Source organism: Chryseobacterium sp. Leaf394 (genome assembly GCF_001424105.1).
Lineage (GTDB): Bacteria > Bacteroidota > Bacteroidia > Flavobacteriales > Weeksellaceae > Chryseobacterium.
The window spans coordinates 106,190-126,323 of the sequence record NZ_LMQH01000014.1; the positions used below are offsets into that span (position 1 = coordinate 106,190).

Annotated in this window: 14 protein-coding genes; 8 read left to right on the forward strand and 6 right to left on the reverse strand. The window is 28.0% G+C overall.

Annotated features, from left to right (window positions below; all coding sequences use genetic code 11):
• Positions 1 to 20: 20 nt before the first annotated feature.
• The gene (locus ASG21_RS18350; protein ID WP_056084182.1) at positions 21 to 4,370 is read right to left on the reverse strand and encodes a hypothetical protein; all 4,350 of its coding nucleotides are present in this window, start codon (positions 4,368 to 4,370) and stop codon (positions 21 to 23) included.
• A gap of 3 nt (positions 4,371 to 4,373) precedes the next feature.
• Positions 4,374 to 4,772: a hypothetical protein gene (locus tag ASG21_RS18355; protein ID WP_056084186.1), complete on the reverse strand. Its 399-nt coding sequence runs from the start codon at positions 4,770 to 4,772 to the stop codon at positions 4,374 to 4,376.
• 309 nt (positions 4,773 to 5,081) lie between these two features.
• Here ASG21_RS18355 and ASG21_RS18360 point away from each other — a divergent pair, with 309 nt between their 5' ends.
• Positions 5,082 to 5,942 carry a DUF4238 domain-containing protein gene (locus ASG21_RS18360; RefSeq protein ID WP_056084190.1) on the forward strand — a complete coding sequence of 287 codons (861 nt, stop codon included), beginning with the start codon at positions 5,082 to 5,084 and terminating at the stop codon, positions 5,940 to 5,942.
• Between the two features lie 26 nt (positions 5,943 to 5,968).
• Here ASG21_RS18360 and ASG21_RS18365 read toward each other — a convergent pair whose 3' ends face one another.
• Together ASG21_RS18365 and ASG21_RS18370 are read right to left on the reverse strand one after the other, a co-directional pair.
• A complete protein-coding gene (locus ASG21_RS18365; protein ID WP_056084193.1) occupies positions 5,969 to 8,425 on the reverse strand; it encodes a DEAD/DEAH box helicase in 2,457 nt (818 codons plus the stop codon).
• Positions 8,418 to 9,188 (reverse strand): hypothetical protein, encoded by a 771-nt coding sequence (locus tag ASG21_RS18370; protein WP_056084196.1) that lies wholly within the window; start codon positions 9,186 to 9,188, stop codon positions 8,418 to 8,420. Before ASG21_RS18370 ends, ASG21_RS18365 begins: the two co-directional genes overlap by 8 nt.
• A 266-nt stretch (positions 9,189 to 9,454) precedes the next feature.
• Between ASG21_RS18370 and ASG21_RS18375 the strand changes: the two genes are divergently transcribed.
• From ASG21_RS18375 to ASG21_RS18395, 5 genes are all read left to right on the forward strand, one after another.
• Positions 9,455 to 9,985 carry a hypothetical protein gene (locus ASG21_RS18375; RefSeq protein ID WP_056084199.1) on the forward strand — a complete coding sequence of 177 codons (531 nt, stop codon included), beginning with the start codon at positions 9,455 to 9,457 and terminating at the stop codon, positions 9,983 to 9,985.
• A 92-nt stretch (positions 9,986 to 10,077) separates the two neighbouring features.
• Positions 10,078 to 11,103 (forward strand): hypothetical protein, encoded by a 1,026-nt coding sequence (locus ASG21_RS18380; protein WP_056084202.1) that lies wholly within the window; start codon positions 10,078 to 10,080, stop codon positions 11,101 to 11,103.
• Positions 11,104 to 11,185: 82 nt separating this feature from the next.
• Positions 11,186 to 12,931, forward strand: coding sequence for a DUF262 domain-containing protein (locus ASG21_RS18385; RefSeq protein ID WP_056084205.1), 1,746 nt, complete (start codon positions 11,186 to 11,188; stop codon positions 12,929 to 12,931).
• A gap of 193 nt (positions 12,932 to 13,124) precedes the next feature.
• Positions 13,125 to 13,733: a DUF4062 domain-containing protein gene (locus ASG21_RS18390; protein ID WP_056084208.1), complete on the forward strand. Its 609-nt coding sequence runs from the start codon at positions 13,125 to 13,127 to the stop codon at positions 13,731 to 13,733.
• A complete protein-coding gene (locus ASG21_RS18395) occupies positions 13,723 to 15,216 on the forward strand; it encodes an RNA-binding domain-containing protein (protein ID WP_185113746.1) in 1,494 nt (497 codons plus the stop codon). The genes ASG21_RS18390 and ASG21_RS18395 overlap by 11 nt, the downstream gene beginning before the upstream one ends.
• Before the next feature lie 234 nt (positions 15,217 to 15,450).
• On the opposite strand, the gene ASG21_RS18400 is transcribed toward ASG21_RS18395, so the two are convergent.
• A complete protein-coding gene (locus ASG21_RS18400; RefSeq protein WP_056084215.1) occupies positions 15,451 to 15,762 on the reverse strand; it encodes a hypothetical protein in 312 nt (103 codons plus the stop codon).
• 39 nt (positions 15,763 to 15,801) lie between these two features.
• A complete protein-coding gene (locus ASG21_RS18405; protein ID WP_056084219.1) occupies positions 15,802 to 16,485 on the reverse strand; it encodes a nucleotidyl transferase AbiEii/AbiGii toxin family protein in 684 nt (227 codons plus the stop codon).
• An 845-nt stretch (positions 16,486 to 17,330) separates the two neighbouring features.
• Between ASG21_RS18405 and ASG21_RS18410 the strand changes: the two genes are divergently transcribed.
• Positions 17,331 to 19,073 (forward strand): DUF6119 family protein, encoded by a 1,743-nt coding sequence (locus ASG21_RS18410; protein WP_128414360.1) that lies wholly within the window; start codon positions 17,331 to 17,333, stop codon positions 19,071 to 19,073.
• 75 nt (positions 19,074 to 19,148) lie between these two features.
• The gene (locus ASG21_RS18415) at positions 19,149 to 19,901 is read left to right on the forward strand and encodes a hypothetical protein (RefSeq protein ID WP_056084226.1); all 753 of its coding nucleotides are present in this window, start codon (positions 19,149 to 19,151) and stop codon (positions 19,899 to 19,901) included.
• The last annotated feature ends 233 nt before the right edge of the window (positions 19,902 to 20,134 follow it).

The window sequence follows — 20,134 nt, forward strand, 5'->3', positions numbered from 1 at the left end:
TCGACGGTTGATTGAACAGTTTATTTTTTCTTGTAAAGAATCAGGTTTTCTCTAATGTAATATGCTTTAGAAGAACCTAAATCAACCATTACATTTAAAAACCATAAAAATTCATTCAACAATGATTCATCTTCTTTTATTTGCTTGATCTTATCTTTGAAACATCTCATTATTAACTTTTCTCCATAGTAGTAGTTAATATTAAGCAATTGTTTTACATCCGATTTTAAATGTTTAGTTAAAGTTTTTATTCCTTTAGGCATCAAACTTTGAAAACCTATTCCTGACAAAAGTTGCATTAACGCTTCAATGTTAAGATAACTTAAATTTTCAATTTTTTTCAAGTAGATATTTGATATATTATCTTTCTTTAGTACAAACCAATCATCAGCTTCATATTTCCATTTCCCAAAAAACAAGTATTCTTGATTATACAAGTTAGTGGTATTTTTAATTTTTAAATAAAGCACAGCCCAATAATCCCATAGATTATTTAGCATTTTTTCGTTACCGTTATTACTATCAACTTTATAATAAAACCATTCAACAATTTCTTTTACATATTTAGTTAAATCATATTTTAATCTAAGATCATCATTTTTAAAATTTGCTCCGACATCTAAAATATTCTCAAAAAAAGATTTTGTATTTTCATTAAATGGTATTTCAAACAAGAAATCAATAATTGTTTCTTTAATAGTAAATCCAATTTTATGATACTCTGCTGAAGAGTACCTTTGTTTTTCTAATAAAAATGACTCGATATGTGCGTTAAAAATTAATTCTAGAAAAGTATACGAAAAATCAAATTCTTCATAGATCGGAAAAATATCTACTGCTTTTTCCAATTCCCAATGAGCGTATTTTGAATAAGAAAGGTTAGTTAGTTCATAAACTTTTTCATTATTCTGAATGAAGTTTAAAATTTCATTTTCTTCATTTTCAATTTTTTTAATTTCTTCATCTGAATATCTATGATGTCTGGGATATTTTTTAAAAAATTCAGCATATAAGATTATTCCAATAAAACAATTATAAGCAAATTGATAATTGGAACTCCATACATTTTTCTTGAATGAATCATATAAATGCTTAAGATCAATATCTAATTCTTTATTTAAGTCCCTTAAAAAGAAAAAAACAAGAGCTTTAGTGTCATTTACTTGTTGCTCTGCCAATCTGTCTTTAAAAGCTAGCAGTTTTGGTAATGCACAGTATACAGAATGATTATCATAAATACTAATTGAAAAATCGACATTCTCAAAATCGAATCGTTCATTCTTTTTTCGGTCAAAAAGCTTTTGAGCAATTTCTATGATAGTGTTTACACAAAACTCAAATTCATTAGCATTTAACTCATCACTAAATAAGTCCAATCCTAATGTTGCTAAAGTGCCAGTTGGAAAAGAATTAAAATAACCAATCTTTGATTTATCGTAATTTTGACTATATTCATAGCACTCTTTCCAATATTCATAGGTTACATTTTCCTCTGATTTCTTTTGAGAGGTTTGAGAGATCCATAAACTAAATTTTGAGTATTCATTTTGAAAATTGCTTTGCTCCTCATTTTTTTGCATTTCTTTTTCTAAGGTTGAATCAACAGAATAATTTGGGGAAATCTGAATAACCATTTTCCCTTCTTGCTCTATTTCTTCTACCTTTTGCTTTCTTCCATCGATTTCAGATAATAGTTTTAAAAAATAAACATCATCATTATCATGCTTACTTTCTAAATAATTAAACATGTCAAACAGTTTTCCATTAAGGTTACCGTGAAAAATCTGATAATCTATTAAAAAACTTGTTAAACCTTTATAGTATTTTTTTCTATGCACCCAGTTTAAAGCATCTTGCCTTTCTTGAGTACATATTTTTGAATACGAATCGAATATACCTCCTAGTACATGATCCTTTTGGTCAGCTATCCATCTATTTCTATCCCAATCAAAAAAGTTTTTATCAGATATTAATGGTAATAATTTATCCCCAACTTTATTAGGATATGCCATTGCAATACTTGATAATACAGAGATAAGAATTACGGAATTGCTATTAGTGTATATTTTATCAAAAAACGATTGTATTATTTCATCAATTTTTTCTGACTCTATTTGACCTACTTCATACAAATATTTTTCTAAAGCAACTACAACAGACTGTAAAAGGTCAGGTACAGTTATTTGACCACCTCTATTGACTAACCATAAATAAGTAGAACCATGAATTGGATATATTTGTCCTTTGTATAATAAATCAACAGTAGTTATATCATCTGCTGTCCTTCCAAAACCATCATCTTTTAAAAAATCTGATTTCACATAATTTTCCGCACAATGATTTGTAAAATCAATAATAAAATCCAATGCTTTCAATGGATTTGAATTAAGAAATTTATAGGCAAATGTTTGATAAGCACTTTCGGGAAAATATTTGAAATCGTGTTTATTCGTGATTCCAAAATGATGCTCTATTCCTGATTCATAATGTTCAAAACCAAATCGACTTGTAGATTTTACTTTTTTGTATTTCCATTTAAGATTAGCCAATGCAATAAGTTCTTCGGGAAAGTATTTTGGCAATGTTCCTGTATGAAAATGCGATAAAGCATATTCAATCTGCTTATCCTTTTTATTTCTTATTTTGTAATCTTCGTCTTTATTCTTGATGAAAAGGTTATCCAATAAAATTTTAATTTCTTCGGGAATATATTCAGACAAATTATAAAGTAATTGTATTCCCTTTTCTGTTAAAGAATTGCTTTCTCCTGCGTTCATCCAATCAGCTCCTTCTTCAAAATTATTTAAGATTGTATTTACAAGCTTCCCAACATATTTCGGAGTTTCTTTATTCGTTATTTTTCCAACATACAAAATGTTTTCCCAATCATATAAAAGCCTTAATATTTGAGTGTGTATTTCTGTTAATTCATTTACGTTTTCAAATAAAAATTTTATAACCACATCCCAACCTTTGTTGTTTGGAGATTGATTAAAATCTTTACTACTAATTTTAAGAAGGTGAATGACTCTTTTAAGTAATTTTAAATCATCTTCTAACAATTCATCCTTATATTCTTTGAAGAATTTATCGCATAAATCTGATTTAATAATTGAAATTAAAACCTCATCTTTCCAATGGTTTTCGATTGATACATTGTTAATTGTATCAATCACAAAGTTATAAATCCAACTTTCAGATTCTTCAATCTTTGATTCAACCCATAATCTAAAACCTCTTCTTATCGCAGGCTCATTAGTCAACGAGCTATAAAATACATCTATTTTGGGATTGTCAATTTTTAAACAGTTTATATATTTAATCAGTCCCCAATCTTCAAAAATATCATGTGACGGAGCATATAAATTATTTTCTTCAAACAAAACTCCATCTGACTTAAGTCTATATACAGTTTCTGAATCAAATTCGTTTGCAGTTGTCAGTAATGTCAAGTTTTTTGCCCTTTTTACAGCAATACTTACAAAAGTATTTTGCCTTTCCTCTTCAAATGGTGCATTACTACCACCAACAATATTTTTCCAAAGTTGCTTTTTAAATTCCACAACATCAATTATAGACAAATCTTCATCTGAAGCAGTGATTAGTTTTTCTGCCAATGACAAATATTTTGGGGTTCTAATGATTTCAGCAAGATTCGCATTTTGAACTATGCTATCAAGAGCAGGAATTTTTTCAACAAAATACTGTAATTCTTCATCATTAAGTTGAGGAACATTTATAATAGCCGAATTATTTTTTAATAATTGTTTATCAAAATAGTTGAATTTCAATGTTTCTAAAGCATAACTTCTACATGAAACAATCAGTTTAATGTCCTTGTTTTCCTTTAAAACGGCAACTAATTCTCTGAATGATTCTGCATCTCCCTCTAATAATTTTTCAAAACTATCAATGTATATCAGCTTATTTGAAAACTCCTCAAACTCATTAAAAATTTCCTCGATACTTAAATCGACATTAATTTCATGGAGAGTGTTGATAAGTGAACTTTTTAAAAATTGGTCAGCTGCAAAAGAAATAATACAAGTATCATCGAGAGTTTCTAAAATCTGTTTTGCATAGGCAGATTTACCTGAACCTGCTTCTCCGTCAATAAAAAGAAATTGGTTATTTGTTATAATTTCTTCAATAGGTAAATCAGTTAAGTTTCTTTTTAGAATATGCCCTGAAATATCTGATTGAATTTTGTTTAAAACATTCTTTGTTTGTTTTACAATACTTTTTAATCCTGCCTTATTATAAGCAAGATTAAAAATTATTTTTTGTATGAAATTATTATCCCCATTAATAAAATCTCCACCCTCCGTGTTGATGATTGAATTACCAATAATATTTTTACCCGACTCCATTAACTATGACATTTGATTACCATCTCCATTAATAAAATTTCCACCACCCGTATTTACATTTCCAGTAATCACATTCTTGCTGTTACTTATATTATTTTCAATTTTTGGAAGTTTATCTAAAAGTTCATTCAAATAGCTTTCATATTCAGGGTTATCCTCAATAGAATTTTCAACCAATGTCTTAATGGCAGTTTGTTTTTCTAAACTTTCAGGCTCATTAATTAATTCTTTCAATGCTTTTTTAGGCTCATCATCTTTAAAGAATAAAGATTTTAACCAGCTAATACTTCCTGATGTAAGGTTCTCACTACTCGTTTCTACTATTTTCTCTGCACCCTTTTTAGCTAATTCGATTAAGAAAGGATATAAAACTGCTAAAGTTGTTATTGTAAATAATGGCATAATAATTTATTTAAATTGATTTTTAATATTTTACAATCAATATACCACTTGTTAAATCTGTCAAAATGGCATTGTTCATTTTAAAAAAAATGAGCTGCATATAATTTATTAGTTTATATTATCTGTTTTCGGACAATATTAGCCAATACTTTAGAGACGGTCAAACTATTTTCAGAAGTTAAATTCAATAAAATAAGATATATTAATTTGTGCGATTATATTGCAAAATTATCTAACTTCTTCGAGAGATTGAAAAATTTCTAGATCATTGAAAGTAATGTAAGATATTTGATTATTAGAAAAGTTCAAATGAGCATACCAAAAAACCACCACTATATTTCACAAGTCCATATAAAGAACTTTTTCAATAATGAAAAAAAAGAAATATATCTTTATGACAAACAAAAAGAAAATCATTTTGCAAAGAAGACTACCAAATCTATTTTTAGTGAAAAAAATTTAAATACAAAATTAAAAAACAAAGATTACGATTACTCTTCTGTCGAGCAGCAACTAAATGATCATTTTGAGAGAGATTTTGCAAGCAGTTTTGAAATTGTTTCACAATTCATAAATGATAAAATTAGAACAGTAGAATTTGACAATGCAATAATTTACTTTGCAAAATATGCTGTAATTAGTGAGTTGAGAACTCCCTTTAGAAAGAGAAATACCGATGAAGCAATCTACAAAGGACTTTCCATAATAAAAGATATGGGTGACGATAAATTAAAGAAAAATTTTGAAGATTATTTTTCCTTTAATGACGAAAGAAAATATTCTAATGCCGTTAATTATATTGACTTTTCACAAAAAGTCTTAAAGTCTATGGGAGAAATCTTTTTTGTTATTGAAACTCCTCAAAATGAAAATGATTTCTATTTCCTTCCGGATTTTGGTGCAGCAACAACAAGAGCAAAAATCAATAGCTATTTTAATCCTGACGTTAAGGAAATAGCATACATAGGAATTCCAATCAGTAGTAAAATTTACATACACTTCTATTCGTCAAAATTAAATAAAAAAATCAATCATTCAAGATTAGCAATTGTTGATTCTGAAATTGTATTTAGACTTAACAAAATGAATTTTGATTACTCCAATCAAATAATTGCATGTGAAAGTAAAGGATACATTGAAGAGTTTATAAAAACAATTTCTAAATATTAGCTAACTTTCCGTTCAGAAAATTAAATTTATTCTTCGCTTATATATTTATTTATTTCAAACTTAAATAACTCAGGTTGATGTTTCAAAAACTCCATGAAATTCTCATTAGAAATTAAATTTCCGTTAGCGTCAAAACTAATATTTTCAATCTGATTATTGTTTTTTAGAATTCTTATAACATTGGGGTTTAAACCAATTCTTGTTAAATCAATAATCTCACTATCATCACTTCCATATACAGCCTTATAGTATGTGCTTATATCAATTAGCTGGAAGTCATAAAGAAAGGTGATAAGTTTTTTAAGTTTGAAACTTACAAAGTCTTCCTCCAATTTTATTTTTATTAGCGAAATATTTGACAGCTCTTGTCTTGATTTTTCTTTTAAATTGATATAAACTTTATTAAGATATTCAGGATTGTTATATTTTTTTGACATTTTGATTTCCTCACCAAAGGAACTACCGATAAATAAAAAAGAATCGTTATTACTTGATACTTTAGTTTCAAAATAATTTACAGTATTAATTATCTTTTCTTTCAAACCTAATAATTGAAATGTATCAATATAGTTTTGATAATATTTTCTTGCTTGCAAATTTTTCAGACGTTCGAGTTCATAGTCGGTTATGTACAATTCATTATTTTCGATAAATACTTCATAAATCAAATCTAACAGGCTAATATCTGCAGTAAGATTATGTATATTTTTTACGAGTGACTGAACAACTGTGCTGGTCTCCTTATAAAAATCGTCTATATTGTTTTCTATAAAATAGTGTGTAATTCTATCTTCTAAGTTTTCAGGATTTACTTGTAATAAAAAATTTGTTGAATCAATTATTGCTGAATCTTTGATTTTTTTCTTGTATTTCTCTTGATTACTTAGCTTTAAATTTTCTACATCATAATTTTCTAGTAAGGGATTTTTATTTTCGTCAATAAAAACATGCTCCCTTAGAAGCTTAATTTTATTTCCCATTAGACTTCGAGAATCAGTAAATTCATCACTATCAACAAAATGTATTTTAGATATTAGTCGTGAGAGAGAGTTAGAAAAGACATAATTCAGCCTATTAACTCTTCCTATTAAATTGTTTAGGTCCTTTGAGCTTAATCCGAATGTAGATGTTATATACAAATTATCGATAGGAAAATTGACCCCTTCTAATATTACAGAGTTTGCAATTAGATATTTAAATTCTTCAATTTCTTTAAATGCATTTTCTAAATACTCTTTTAAAATATTAGGTAATTTTCCATGTAGATAAAGAACTCCTTTTTTAACTAAAGCAATTAAATCTAAATCCCCATTAATTTCTTCCGATATGACTCTTGCAATTTTATTTAGCTCTTCATTATCACCTAAGCTGTCAATTGTACCGTAAATTTTATTTGCTATTCTTTCAACAAATTTTGGACGGTAATTATATATGAAATTTTTATTCTTGCTCTTCTTAATAATATATTCTGCGAACTCAAATTCTATTTTTAGATTATAATAATCATCAGTAAATCGATTATATTTTTTCAGTTTACCTTTTTTATCAAGATAATACACATCAAATATTTTCATATTATGATTAATGGTACTTGCATGAATTGTCCCCTCTGATGTATTTTTTATTTTAAGTTGAGATGAATCAGAGATCAGAGGACTTAAATAAAGTAATCTCTGATCGTTATTAGATTTATGATTCAACATTATAAAGCGTGATAACAATAAATTACGTGCATCATTTTTTAACAAATTGTGAGCTTCATCAATAAATAAAATATCAAAAGACAATCCCATCTTATTAATTAATCTATTGGCTCTTTCTTGTGTCAAAATTCCGATAAATTTTTCTTCTCCATTATACATCTCATCATGTAGAATCAATTTGTAATTCAAATTAAGCTTTCTCATGTCATTGTATGTTTGCATGAGAAGTGATTTGGTGGGAACTATAATTCCAATTTTATTATAATTATTCTTAATAATTACATCTTTTATTATAGAACTTTTACCATATGACGTAGGGGCAATATATGCTGAATCATGTTCTTTTATATTTTCAAAAATTTCAAGGCTTCTATTTGATTGCTCAATAGTTTCAATATAAGTTTCTTTCTTATATTTTTCATAAATAGTTTTATTTATTATTCTTTCATTCACATAACTTTCTGTGACATAATCATTTGAAATAATAAAATTGGAAATCGGATAGAAGCCTATTTGTAAGCTTATGTCATACAATGGTTTAAAGTCTTTATGAATTATCGAATACTTTAGAATTATATAATATCCAATATTAAAGTAACCTTTATATCTTTTATCATGATTATAATATCTGAAAAATATGATTGCAGCAGATAATATAAAAGTTATTTCTTCATAGTCAAGTTTTTGACTTAAAGTTATCTTCTTTAGGCATTCATTAAATATTTCATTATTTTTTAATGAGCTTAATTGCTTTTTTTCTTTGGTTTGAATTTTACTCATTTAGATAATCGATAAAGTTTTCGATGGATTTTTTATTAATGCAAATTGCATTAATACTTTTGAAATTGTATTTTCCTAATAATCTAGCAAGATTACTCTTCAAGGTGGTTTTCTCAATATCTGAATACCTTGTTCCCAGATATATAGTTGAGCTTGGAATTATATTATAATCTTTGATTTGACTATAAGTACCACTCACATAGTCTTTTGATAAATTCTTTAAAGTTTGAGATATTGTCTGATTAAAATCAATAGTCCTCATATTAGAATGATTGTAAGCATTTCTCCACGGGTCATTGGCAGTATTGTCTCCTTCAATTTTTCCCTTTAAATCACGATATGCCTCACTAACATTGCCATTGTGAGTTGACGTAATTGTAGTTTCCAAAGAAGATTTGCTTTCGTAAACATAATAATCATCATCAATCAAGTAAACACCATCAAATCCTTTTTTCATACCTTTTTCTTCAAGATTTCTAAAAAGAAAATGCTGCTTGAACTTGTTTGCTCTAAGATAAAGATGACAAATGAATTCGGATACAATCCCAATTTTTTGCTCAGCAGATTTTCCTTCCAAAAGCTTTAATATTTCTAGCTTGGTAATTGAAATATCACTTGGATCTTCTATCACTTCATTATCCCCATTCCATATAAAATGTATACTTTCTTCAATATGTTTTTTTAGCCTGGGACTATAATCATCAATACTTAGGAAATGTAAGGTTATTTTGTCACTAATTTTTATTTTAAATCTATTAAACATGAATTTTCGAGATGGTTAAGTTTTTACAAATATAGAAAATAGTTACTCTCTTCTACTTTATATAACTTGCTGTTATGTAATTTTTTAAATTAAAATTTGAGAGAGAAGGGTATTTAATAGGAAATTCAGAAATGTCAATTTAATTCAGCTTATTTAATTAATATTTTTCTTAAGAAATTTATTATTGATTTTCGCTTTTACAATTCATTAATTATAGTAAACTTAATGAGATTTTTTGTAGATTTATAAAAACTATTATCCATAATATGCAGCATACTATTTCTGAATTCCTGAGAAAAAATAAGTTAAAAATAGATCAGGATTTTAATTGTCTTTGCTCAGTTACTAAGAAGCATAATTCTACAGAGCAAGAAGAAAAGAGCCCCTTCAAAATCATTTTTAAAGAAAAGTCAATTGTTCTTTTACGAATAAATACCCCACATCCAAAAGAGTATCATTTTGGATATGAGCACGTTGTAAATCATTCTTTAGAACGCGATAAACTAAAACTTACTGTAAAGGATTGGTATTACGATAATATGTACTTTGAATTTGATTTTCTTTTTATTTTCAATAAATATATTCTAGATCCCTTTAGCGTAAAAAAAGCTGATTTTGAAACTGTGATCGGTAAAGAGTTATATGTAGTTTATTCTACTTCTTGGTATGATGAAAAAAAAGAAATGGAAGGTACCTTAACAAGAGTTGGTGATCTGAGAATATATATTGATGATATTGAAAATCAAAAACAAGAAGTTGAAATCTTTGATCTTGCTTACTTCTTTGCAAGGTTGTAGAAAACTAATTCATTTACTTTTAAATTTCAGAGTCACTGTCACAGCGATTCTGAAATTTATTTTCTTAAAAACTAATTACTAATCATTACTACATGAGAGAAGAATTTAATGAATTAAATCTGCCAGATGGTCATTACCTTAAAATTGCAAAAAGTTCCGAAAATATTTATTTTGATGAATTTATTGAATCTGTTTCAAAAGTTAAACAGTATATATCCAATAAAGATTTTAAGGATCTTTGGGATAATAAATTACAACTAAAAAAAGCAAAATTTGACGAAAAAGCTTTTATTCAAGGTGCTTGTGAGCTTGCAGTTGTAAATTATTTTTGTAAAAAAAACGGCTTCAGAGTCGAAGCTAAAGTAAACCCAGAAAATCAGAAAGATGTGGACGTTCAATTTCGGTCTAATAATTTCACATACAATATTGAAGTAAAATGTGCAGCTTTTACTAATAAAGAGAAGGTACAAAATACAGAATCTTTCAAATATCAAACTTATGGTCGACTTGACAATAGGGTTGACATAATGTCTATACTATCTAATGCGATAGATGAAGGTTTAATAAAGCAGGGTAAATCTTTGAAAGAACACTCTGAGTTAAAGAGTATGGATAATAATCTTAAAGATTTTCTGATTAGCGCTCACGAAAAATTTAATGATTTATCTAAAGAAAATGAGATCAATATTTTATTAATATGCTGTGGTGATAAAGAGGATATGCAAAGATGGGTCGGTTATCTCAAAGGTCCCGAAGGTCTATTTACTAATAAGTCTTTTTGTGATCCTGTTGAGTACAATAATGTAGATTTAGTAATTTTAACTAACCTATACTACAAGCATAAAGAGTTCTCTAACAAAAATATTGAGAATTCCTGGAACTTGAATAATACCTTGAATCTAAGTATTATAAATCCTTACTGTAGATTACGTAAACCAAAAGGTATTGAAAATTTTGATAGTGAAATGATTAATTACAATTCAGAGATTAATCAATTTAAAGTGCCTGGACTAGCACCAGAAGGCCTAAAGGATGCTAGAAAAGTTGTACATTTTGTAATCGACTATCTCGAAATACAAGAAGGCAAATATTTGTTTGATAAAAAGAGTGTTAATTGATATTCTTTTTGTTATCTCGACCTTTATAAGTAATCAACATAAAGTTCTAAAACCTGAAAACATTAAAATTAAAAAATAAATTATGTCATTTTTTCCTCCGCTTTCAATTGCAGATGCAATCGATAAAATAGATTACAATCAATATTTACTACCTGCAATTCAACGAGATTTTGTTTGGTCATCTGGAAAAATAGAGATGCTATTTGACTCACTTATGCAACAATATCCAATTGGTTCAATGTTGCTTTGGAGAGTTGATGGTAATAACACGCAAAACCAACGATTTTATGGAATTTTAAAAAAATATAGAGAAAGATTTCTTAATAGATCAGAAGAAGTTGATACAAAAAATCTTCCCAGCTTCGAAGTCGTTTTAGACGGACAGCAACGTCTTACTGCTCTTTATCTGGGGTTGAAAGGTTCTTACGCCTATCATGAATATAACCTCGCTTGGAAAGATAATGAACACTCAATTCCTACAAGATATCTTTATTTAAATCTTAAATATAAAAAAGATTCAAGCAAAGACTTAAATGATAGTGATGATGACAGGAAATATGAATTTTTGTTTTTAAAACCATCTGAAGTAATAAATGAAGATGGGAATAAATGGTTCAAAGTCGGAGATATTTTAGGGATTCGTGGAATGGCACAACTGAATTCTTATTGTAAGAAGCACGAAATAGAAGATCAGGATGCTCAAGAAATATTGAGCAGGCTTCACGATATTATTCATCTTGAGAAACTTATTCACTACTATCTTGAAAAAGGTTCTGATTTTACCAGAGCATTAGATATTTTTATAAGAATAAATTCAGGCGGTATAAACTTAAGTTACTCAGATTTAGTAATGTCAACAACTATTTCAGGTTGGATGGATCTAGATGCCCGTAAAGAAATTAATGGATTAGTTGATGAAATTGTTAAGGAATACGGCTTTGCCGTTAACAAAGATTTGATTCTGCGTACATATCTGATTTTGTACAACGATGATATTAAATTTAGAGTAAGCAATTTCAGTATTAAGAATGCTAAAGACTTTGAAAGTAAATGGGACAATATTAGAAAAGCAATTAAAGAAGTCTTTCAACTTATTGTAGACTTTGGATATGCTCCAAAAACACTAACATCATTAAATGCCCTACTTCCGATTATATATTATTTGTACAACACGGATAAAGTAAAAGATTTTCATAAGAAAGTTGCATATAAAGACGATAGAGCAATTATTAAAAAATGGCTTCACGTTGTTTTGCTACATCAGATATTTGGCGGGCAAGCTGAAGGTGTACTAAAAGCTATTAGAGATACTTTGAAAAAAGAAATTGCTAAGTCTCCGGCAGTTTTCCCTGCTGCCGCCATTGCAAAAAGGCTTTCTAAAACCAATAAAAGTATAAATGTTGATAAAGAATTTGTGGAAAATCTTTTATATACACAGAAAGAGAATAGATACGCTTTTCCCATACTCGCACTACTTTATCCTAACTTAAAATATAAGGATGGAGATTTTAATCTCGACCATTGTCATCCGATATCAAATTTCAATGAAAAAAAACTAAAATTGAATAATATCCAATTAACTGATTCTAATAGAGAATACTTCACTGACCCGGAGTATTTTAATTCAATTATTAATCTCCAAATGTTAGACGGTAATGAAAACAAGTCAAAAGGCGCAAAACAGCTTACAGATTGGGTTTCTGCAAATAATATTAATAAGAAGAAGTACTATTTTCCCAACGATTTAAATTTTTCATCATTTGATAAATTTGCTAAACAGCGTCAAGTTATATTGACAGTAAAACTAATGGAGGAGCTTAAATTCTAAATTTTTTTAATTATTTAGTGCAATTAAATAGAATCAACTGATAAAGAAAGTCCACTTCCAGTAATAGTAATAACCAACTATTTCAAACTATTAAGAGTGCCTTTTCAATAGTAAACTTATTTTCTGGTAAAATCGTAAATTTGAATATTAATGATATTGAACTTTAAACATCAACAAAGACATAAGCAGATCGATGACATCAATACCTGAAAAGCTAAAACCTGAAGTAAAAATAATGATTGGTTCAACCGTATACGGATTTGAAGATCAACTTTCACAAATTGTCGCCCAATTTACTACACTTGGATATAAAGTCCTTAATTCTCATCACGGAAGTATTAAGGTGAATCCAAATTTGTCTAATTTAGATAACTGTCTCAAAGCTGTGGAAGAATGTGATTTATTTTTGGGAATCATACGTCCATATTATGGAACTGGTAATATTGGTGATTTAAATATTACGTTTGAAGAAATAAAAAAGGCTGTGGAGTTAAAAAAACCTTATTGGTTTTTAGTTCATCGTGATGTTGTTTTTGCAAGGAGTTTCCTAAAAAAGATTGTGCTGAAAAGTGGTGATACTATTACTTTGAAAGATAACAAACTTTTTGATTTGCGATGTATCGAGGTTTATGATTATGTGATTAAAAATCACGTTCAAGATTTAGCGTTAAGAAATGGTAATTGGGCTCAGGAATTTTATCGTTTAGATGAAATGATGGTATATATTAATGCTCAATTTGCAGACAAAGATTTTATTAGGGAAGTAATGAACTATAAAAATAATGAAGACAATGGAAAATAGTTTTATTATAGATAATCTTCTTCAGCAAGAAGAAGGTATTAGACTAGAGTTTAAAGCTAAACCTGATGTTGAAGATATTGCAAGATCAATAACTTCATTTATTAATACTCACGGAGGTGATCTTGTGATTGGAATCGATAATAATAAGAATGTTATTGGGGTAGAACAAGCAGAAGAAAAAGCTAATCATATTAAAAATGTTTTAATTGATTCTATCAAACCAATAGCTCCTATATCACTTAAAATAATTAACTACAAGAAAAGAAATGTTATTTTAATTAGTGTATGGGAAGGAGCTAAAAAACCGTATCAATTTAAGGGTGTTATCTACAATAGAAATGGATCACAAACAAGAACAACGAATCCTGAGAAATTGAATGATCTTATCTTAGAGAGAAAGCAATCAGATTTCCATTGGGAAAGAATGCCTGTTCTAGGAGCCGAAATCGAGGATTTAGATATTGTAGAGATTAATAAAACAATTGTTCGTTATAAAGACTATCGAAGAATTACTGAACAACTAGATGAAGAGGATTTTTTAGTTAATACTGGTTTGATGCAAAATGGTAATTTAAGTAATGCTTGTATTGTATCGTTTGGTAATGATCCTATTCGATATATTCCTCAATCAAGAATCAGGATTACCTTGTATCCAACAAAATCATCTGGAGATAATTTTATTGACGACAGAATTTTTGAAGGTAATATCTTTAAAAATATATCTGCAATATTTGAATACATTGATGTTATTTATGGAAAAAGTTATGCAGTTAACAAACTTATTAGAAGTGAGAAATCCAATTATCCTAGACTGGCTTTACGTGAAGGAATTTTAAATGCTATTGTACATAGAGATTACAATTCTGTCAAAGGTTTTCTTCAAATATCTATTTATTCTGATAGAACTGAAATTAGTAATTATGGGAAATTACCTAAAGGCATTACTATTGAAGATTTAAAAGTTGAACATAGTTCAATTCTTCGTAATCCTGATGTAGCTCAAATGTGTTTTTATAGAAGATATATTGAAATGTTAGGTAGTGGAACACAGAGGATGATTAGAGATTGTAGAGATAATAAATTTAAATTACCTATATGGAAAGAAACAGATAATGTAATTACAGTTACATTTCCTGGTCTTGCTCATAATAGAAATGCTAAGGGAATAATTAAGGGAATACTTGAGGGATTAAATAAAGCAACTATTGCTAAACTTGAGGAGATAACTGAGGGAATAACTGAGGGAATAACTGATGATGTAAGAGATAAAATAATAAAGATTCTTATAGTTCTTTACAAAGAAGCAGGTCTTAAGACTTTAGATATTGAAAAACTTATTGATATACCTGCTAAAAGCATTGAGAGATATATAAAGCAATTAAAGGACTCTGAAATTATTGAATATAGAGGAGCTAAAAGGACTGGAGGATACTATTTAACTGATGTTGTAAAAGAGAGATTAGGTAAAGAGGCTAATGATTAGATTGAAGCTCTAATAATGTAATTTATTATTTGTTGCAAAGATGAAGAATAAAAGTTCGGGATTACTCAAAAAGTCCGCTAAAAGACGGACATTTTCATTTATTGCTAAAGGAAAAAGAAGCTAATTCCCCCGGAGTACTGCCTAATGAAAATTAGCACCTTTCAATTTTTTATTATGAGAATTATTTTCTCAACAATATTATTGATTTTAAGTTCCGGAAAAAAGATTCCAAAACTAAATCCAATGATAAGGTTTATCTTTTCTATTTAGATAACAATGCATCTCCTCTTTTTTAAGTTTCGGAAAAAAGTCGATTGCTCGGTCAATTGCATAATTAGGCAAAAAATAAATTTCGTTTTGAATTGTATTTACAACTTTTTCATGACCATAGTATTTTATAATTTCATCAATCTCATTTTGACCTCCTCTTTCGATAATTCGAGAAATAATTGGAACATAGGATGTCTCCCAATTTAATAAGTTAAAATCGGTGTCCCAAAAGAATTTAGGATGAATATCCGGTAATATTTTATCTTCTATTCTCATAATTAAATATAAGGTTTTTATCTCTTTTTCGCAACATAACTACCTTTTAAATCCTTTTCCCTTATTAATGGGAATAGCTCTTTTTGAAAATGAACTTCCAAATTTAAGATTTGGATTTGAAACAGCTTTTTTGAATCTTTCCTGCATTTTCTTCCAATTATTCTCTTTCCCTTGAATCATTGACACATCATATTGTTTTCTGATACCATCAAAGTAGATCAATGAGCGTGCTACTAAATTTGAATTTCCATTATATTTTTGTTGGTAGCTATCCAGATATGACTTTAAAGGATTTTCTTCAAGAAGAAAATACATATCTACGAAATCCTTTAACCTTGCTCCACTTTGAAATATTGCGTGAAGTTTCATAGCACCGATATCATCATTTGAAATCATTCTAACATTTTCTGAAATGTTATCCATTGCTATAACAGGATATTTGTGAGCTAAAAGATCAACTTTTATATCTTCAATATAGGTCATAACGGTATTTTCAAAAACAATCTCATCTGTTGCCTTATATTCTTTTTGCAGGTAGCTAATTAAATCTTTTGAGTTAAAGTCTTTAGTAGTAAACAGATCAATGTCAATAGATAACCTATGTCCTAATTTCAAGGCTAAGGCGGTACCGCCTACCAAAGTGAAGTCCTTTAGCATTTCATCTTGCATTAGTTTTTGCAGGAGTTCCCACATTTCGTTACTTACAGTTTCTTTATGTAACATACTTTCATTTTTCAGAAAATTAATTCTGAAAATGAGGTATGCCTTTACAATGGCGTTTTAGATAACTATTTGGCTTCGTTTGTTACTGAAAGTTTAAATCAGAAGCCTTTTTTGGATGGAGGTATTAATAAATGGAATTACAATTTTTTTCTGTTGGTAGGTACGCAAATATATACCTGCTTATTGATACAACCAACTTATATTTTAGCACATTTTGTTCTTCCAATTGACTATAATAATTTTAAGAAGTCCACCTTTTAGTTGGGCACCCTAAAAATTTACAATACGCCGAAGGATTCGTTTTGTACTTTTTAACAATCAATCAAAACCAAGACTGCTTTATAAAAAATTATGTTCCTAAAATTCTGTTTTAAGAATAGATTTATTGCTTATTAAAATGTGTGCGATTTTACAACTACACGGTGAAGTTAGGAGCTCATTCGCAACTTTGAAAGTCCTTACGTCCTAACAAAGTTTCTTCTTCGCTCTGCGAGGCTTAAAATAATAACTGATTAAGTAAATGCAACAATTCTTAATATTTTTTTGAACATTATAATTTCTTAAAAACATTTTGCAATCTTCCCAAAACAGAATCATTTAAAATAAAGTTTTAAATTTTGAAGACATTGAAAAACAGTGAATTTTCAGAAGTTCATATTCTTAAGATTTTAACTGAAAAAAAATCAATGAAAGCCTATGAATGACATTTGTAATGATTACCCCTTCAAGCGACACCAGATTTCCTAATTTGATATGTTGAAAATAATGTAAACCAATAAGTTGGTTTGATCGAGAGAAAGATTAAATATGGTAAAATTTTTATAATTTTAATAAAAACTATAATTATGCAAATTATCCCAAATATCTACAGATTAGATAAGCAAATTTTGAAACTCAGGGGGTTAAACGATTATGAAATTATACTAAGAATTCTAAAGGATTTTAACAATCAAATACAACAGGAAGATTTAAGCATATTTACCATCGAAAATATTGAGTATATCCTTTATACGTTCAATACTGACGAAATTGAATCTGAGTGGAAATCATTTTTTCCTAAAACTTTAAGTGAAACCAAAAATTTTTTTCAACAATCTGTTGCACTAATTTTATTTATAAAAACCGAATTCGATATTTATTGTGTAATTGGAGGAAATTCATACAAAATAATTTTGCCATTTATTGATCAAAACTTTGGAATTGATACTTATTCAAAGATAATTCAGCCAACTGAAGATAGCATCACCTCGATTAAGGCTCGAGGTATTACTGGAAACAAGGCTGGTTTTAGCGAACAATACAGAAATGATTTTAAAATTATAGACTATATAAAATTTGGAAATGTTCCAAAAGAAATCCAAATCAAACTAAATGAAAAGACATCTAAACTTCATTTTAAATTTTTGATAGATAAAAAGCGACCCAAAGCGCAACTTGTTGTTGGAAAAGGTATAAAAATAAAGAAAACCATTAATTTTAATGAATTACATAAGATAATCAAGGAGATAATAGTTATACGGCAATTGGTATCTTCTGACTTTTTAAGTTCTTATCTAGAGATTACAGATTCAGCTTTTATCGAAAGTGATTTAAAAAGGTTATTGATTGATAATATTTACGAGGATATAAGATATATCGTTGGTGAGGCAAACATAAGATTGTTTCAATTCGATTTTTGCAATCCTAACAATATTGAGAAATTTTATGAAGCAGACGAATACAGATTAAAAGAAAAAACGGAAAATGGAGGTCACACTGTTTTTAAAATTGTCAATAGCAAAGATGATATCTATGAGAATGTGATTTCTTATGCTTTAGAACAAATTCAACCTTTAGATAAATTTAACTTTATGGTATTTCTTCAAGGAGTTAGAATTACCTGCTACAAAGACAATGTGAAGACAGTTAGTGCCTCATTTTTATATCATATTAGTTCAGAGTTTAGACTTGGAACATCTCCAATATTCTTAATAGATAATAAATGGTATTTCTTGAGAGATACATTTATTAAAGAATTGAAAACTCAAACCGTTCACGTCTTAAAAACTTACAAACTTCGTGACAATTATCTTCTGAATTGGTCTAGACTTTTAAATAAAGAAGGTGACTATAATTTAATATATAATGACATGGAAAATTTCATTGTAATTGACACAATCTTAGTTGATGGAGTAGAATTATGTGATATACTATATTATACTAATGACCGTATATATCTAACACATGTAAAAAAAGGATTTAGTGCTGACATGAGAGAGCTAACAAATCAAGTCTTAATTTCAGCAAGGAGATTAAAGGAATGTTTGGGAACAGAGGAAAAAACTTTCCTAGTAAAAATCTATAGCGCTGTTGTAAATAAAGGCAGAAGTGTTAATAATTTATCACAAGAAGAATTTGTAGATCTATTCTCGCAAAAAAATATAGTTTATTCGTTAGCTTTCAAATCTCAACAACAACAGGATTTACTTGTTGAAGATAATATTGATAGTTACAATTCGAATATTGCAAAATTCTCCTTAGTGCAATGTTCATCTGAAATGAGAATCAATTATTACAATCTAGAAATTGCTCAAATAAGAACAATTTAAAAATGATCAAGCTTTATATTCCGATATTTTTATTAAAATATAAAAAAGCATCTAACTGTGAAAAACTAATTCCTAATGAAAAATAATCTCCCAAAAATATGTTATTGGTGCGGAATCGAACTTAATAAAGAGACTATTAGAAGAGAACATGTCCCACCATTAGGATTTTTCCCTAAAGGTTACAGAAATAATCTGATGACTGTTCCAGCTTGTGAAAAACATAATAATCATCTTTCTCATTTGGATGAAAAATTTCAATTTTATCTTAAAGCACATAGAAGTAATCGTGTTGCAAATAATGATTTTTTAGATACGGTTTTAAGGGGGCTGAGGCGAAAGGAAAAGGAGGGATTTTTAAAATCACTTAATAATAATACTGGTGTAGGGTCATTTAATGAGAAACCTCAAATTTTCACCAAACTGGAATCATTTGAAGCTGATACATTTATAGAGAAAATAATACGTGCTTTATATTTTTATCACAAGGAAGAAGCAACTAAAGGACTTATTCAATGGTTCTCAAAATATATTCATTTCGAAGGCATTGATTCAAACTCTCTTGTAGATTCTTTGAAAGAAGATTTAAATGAAAATATTCTAACAAATGGAGAATTCTATAATCCTGAGGTTTTTAAGTATAAGTTCTTTGATTTTCAGGGACTTTTTGGAGTTTTTATAAATTTTTATGATGACGTAGAATTTATTGGATGGGTTTTACCAAAAGATTTTACATACGATAATTTTGATCCGGAAAAATATGGTTACAGTGAAGAATATTTACGAGATATTAATAATAAAAATAAAATTATATACCCAGATTTAAAATGAAAGAAGTCCACTACAAAGTGGACACCTTACATTTTTTTTAAAAGGAAAAAGAAACTAATTTTCAATAAGCATTACCTATCTAAAACTAGCATCTTTCAATTTTTTATAATGAGAAATTATTTTCTAAACAAAATTATTTTGTAATGTTATATTACAGAAACTGAAATCTTTTTTTAATCTAAGATTAAACAAGCTCTATCATCATATAGGGAGCCAATAAAATTAGAGAATTT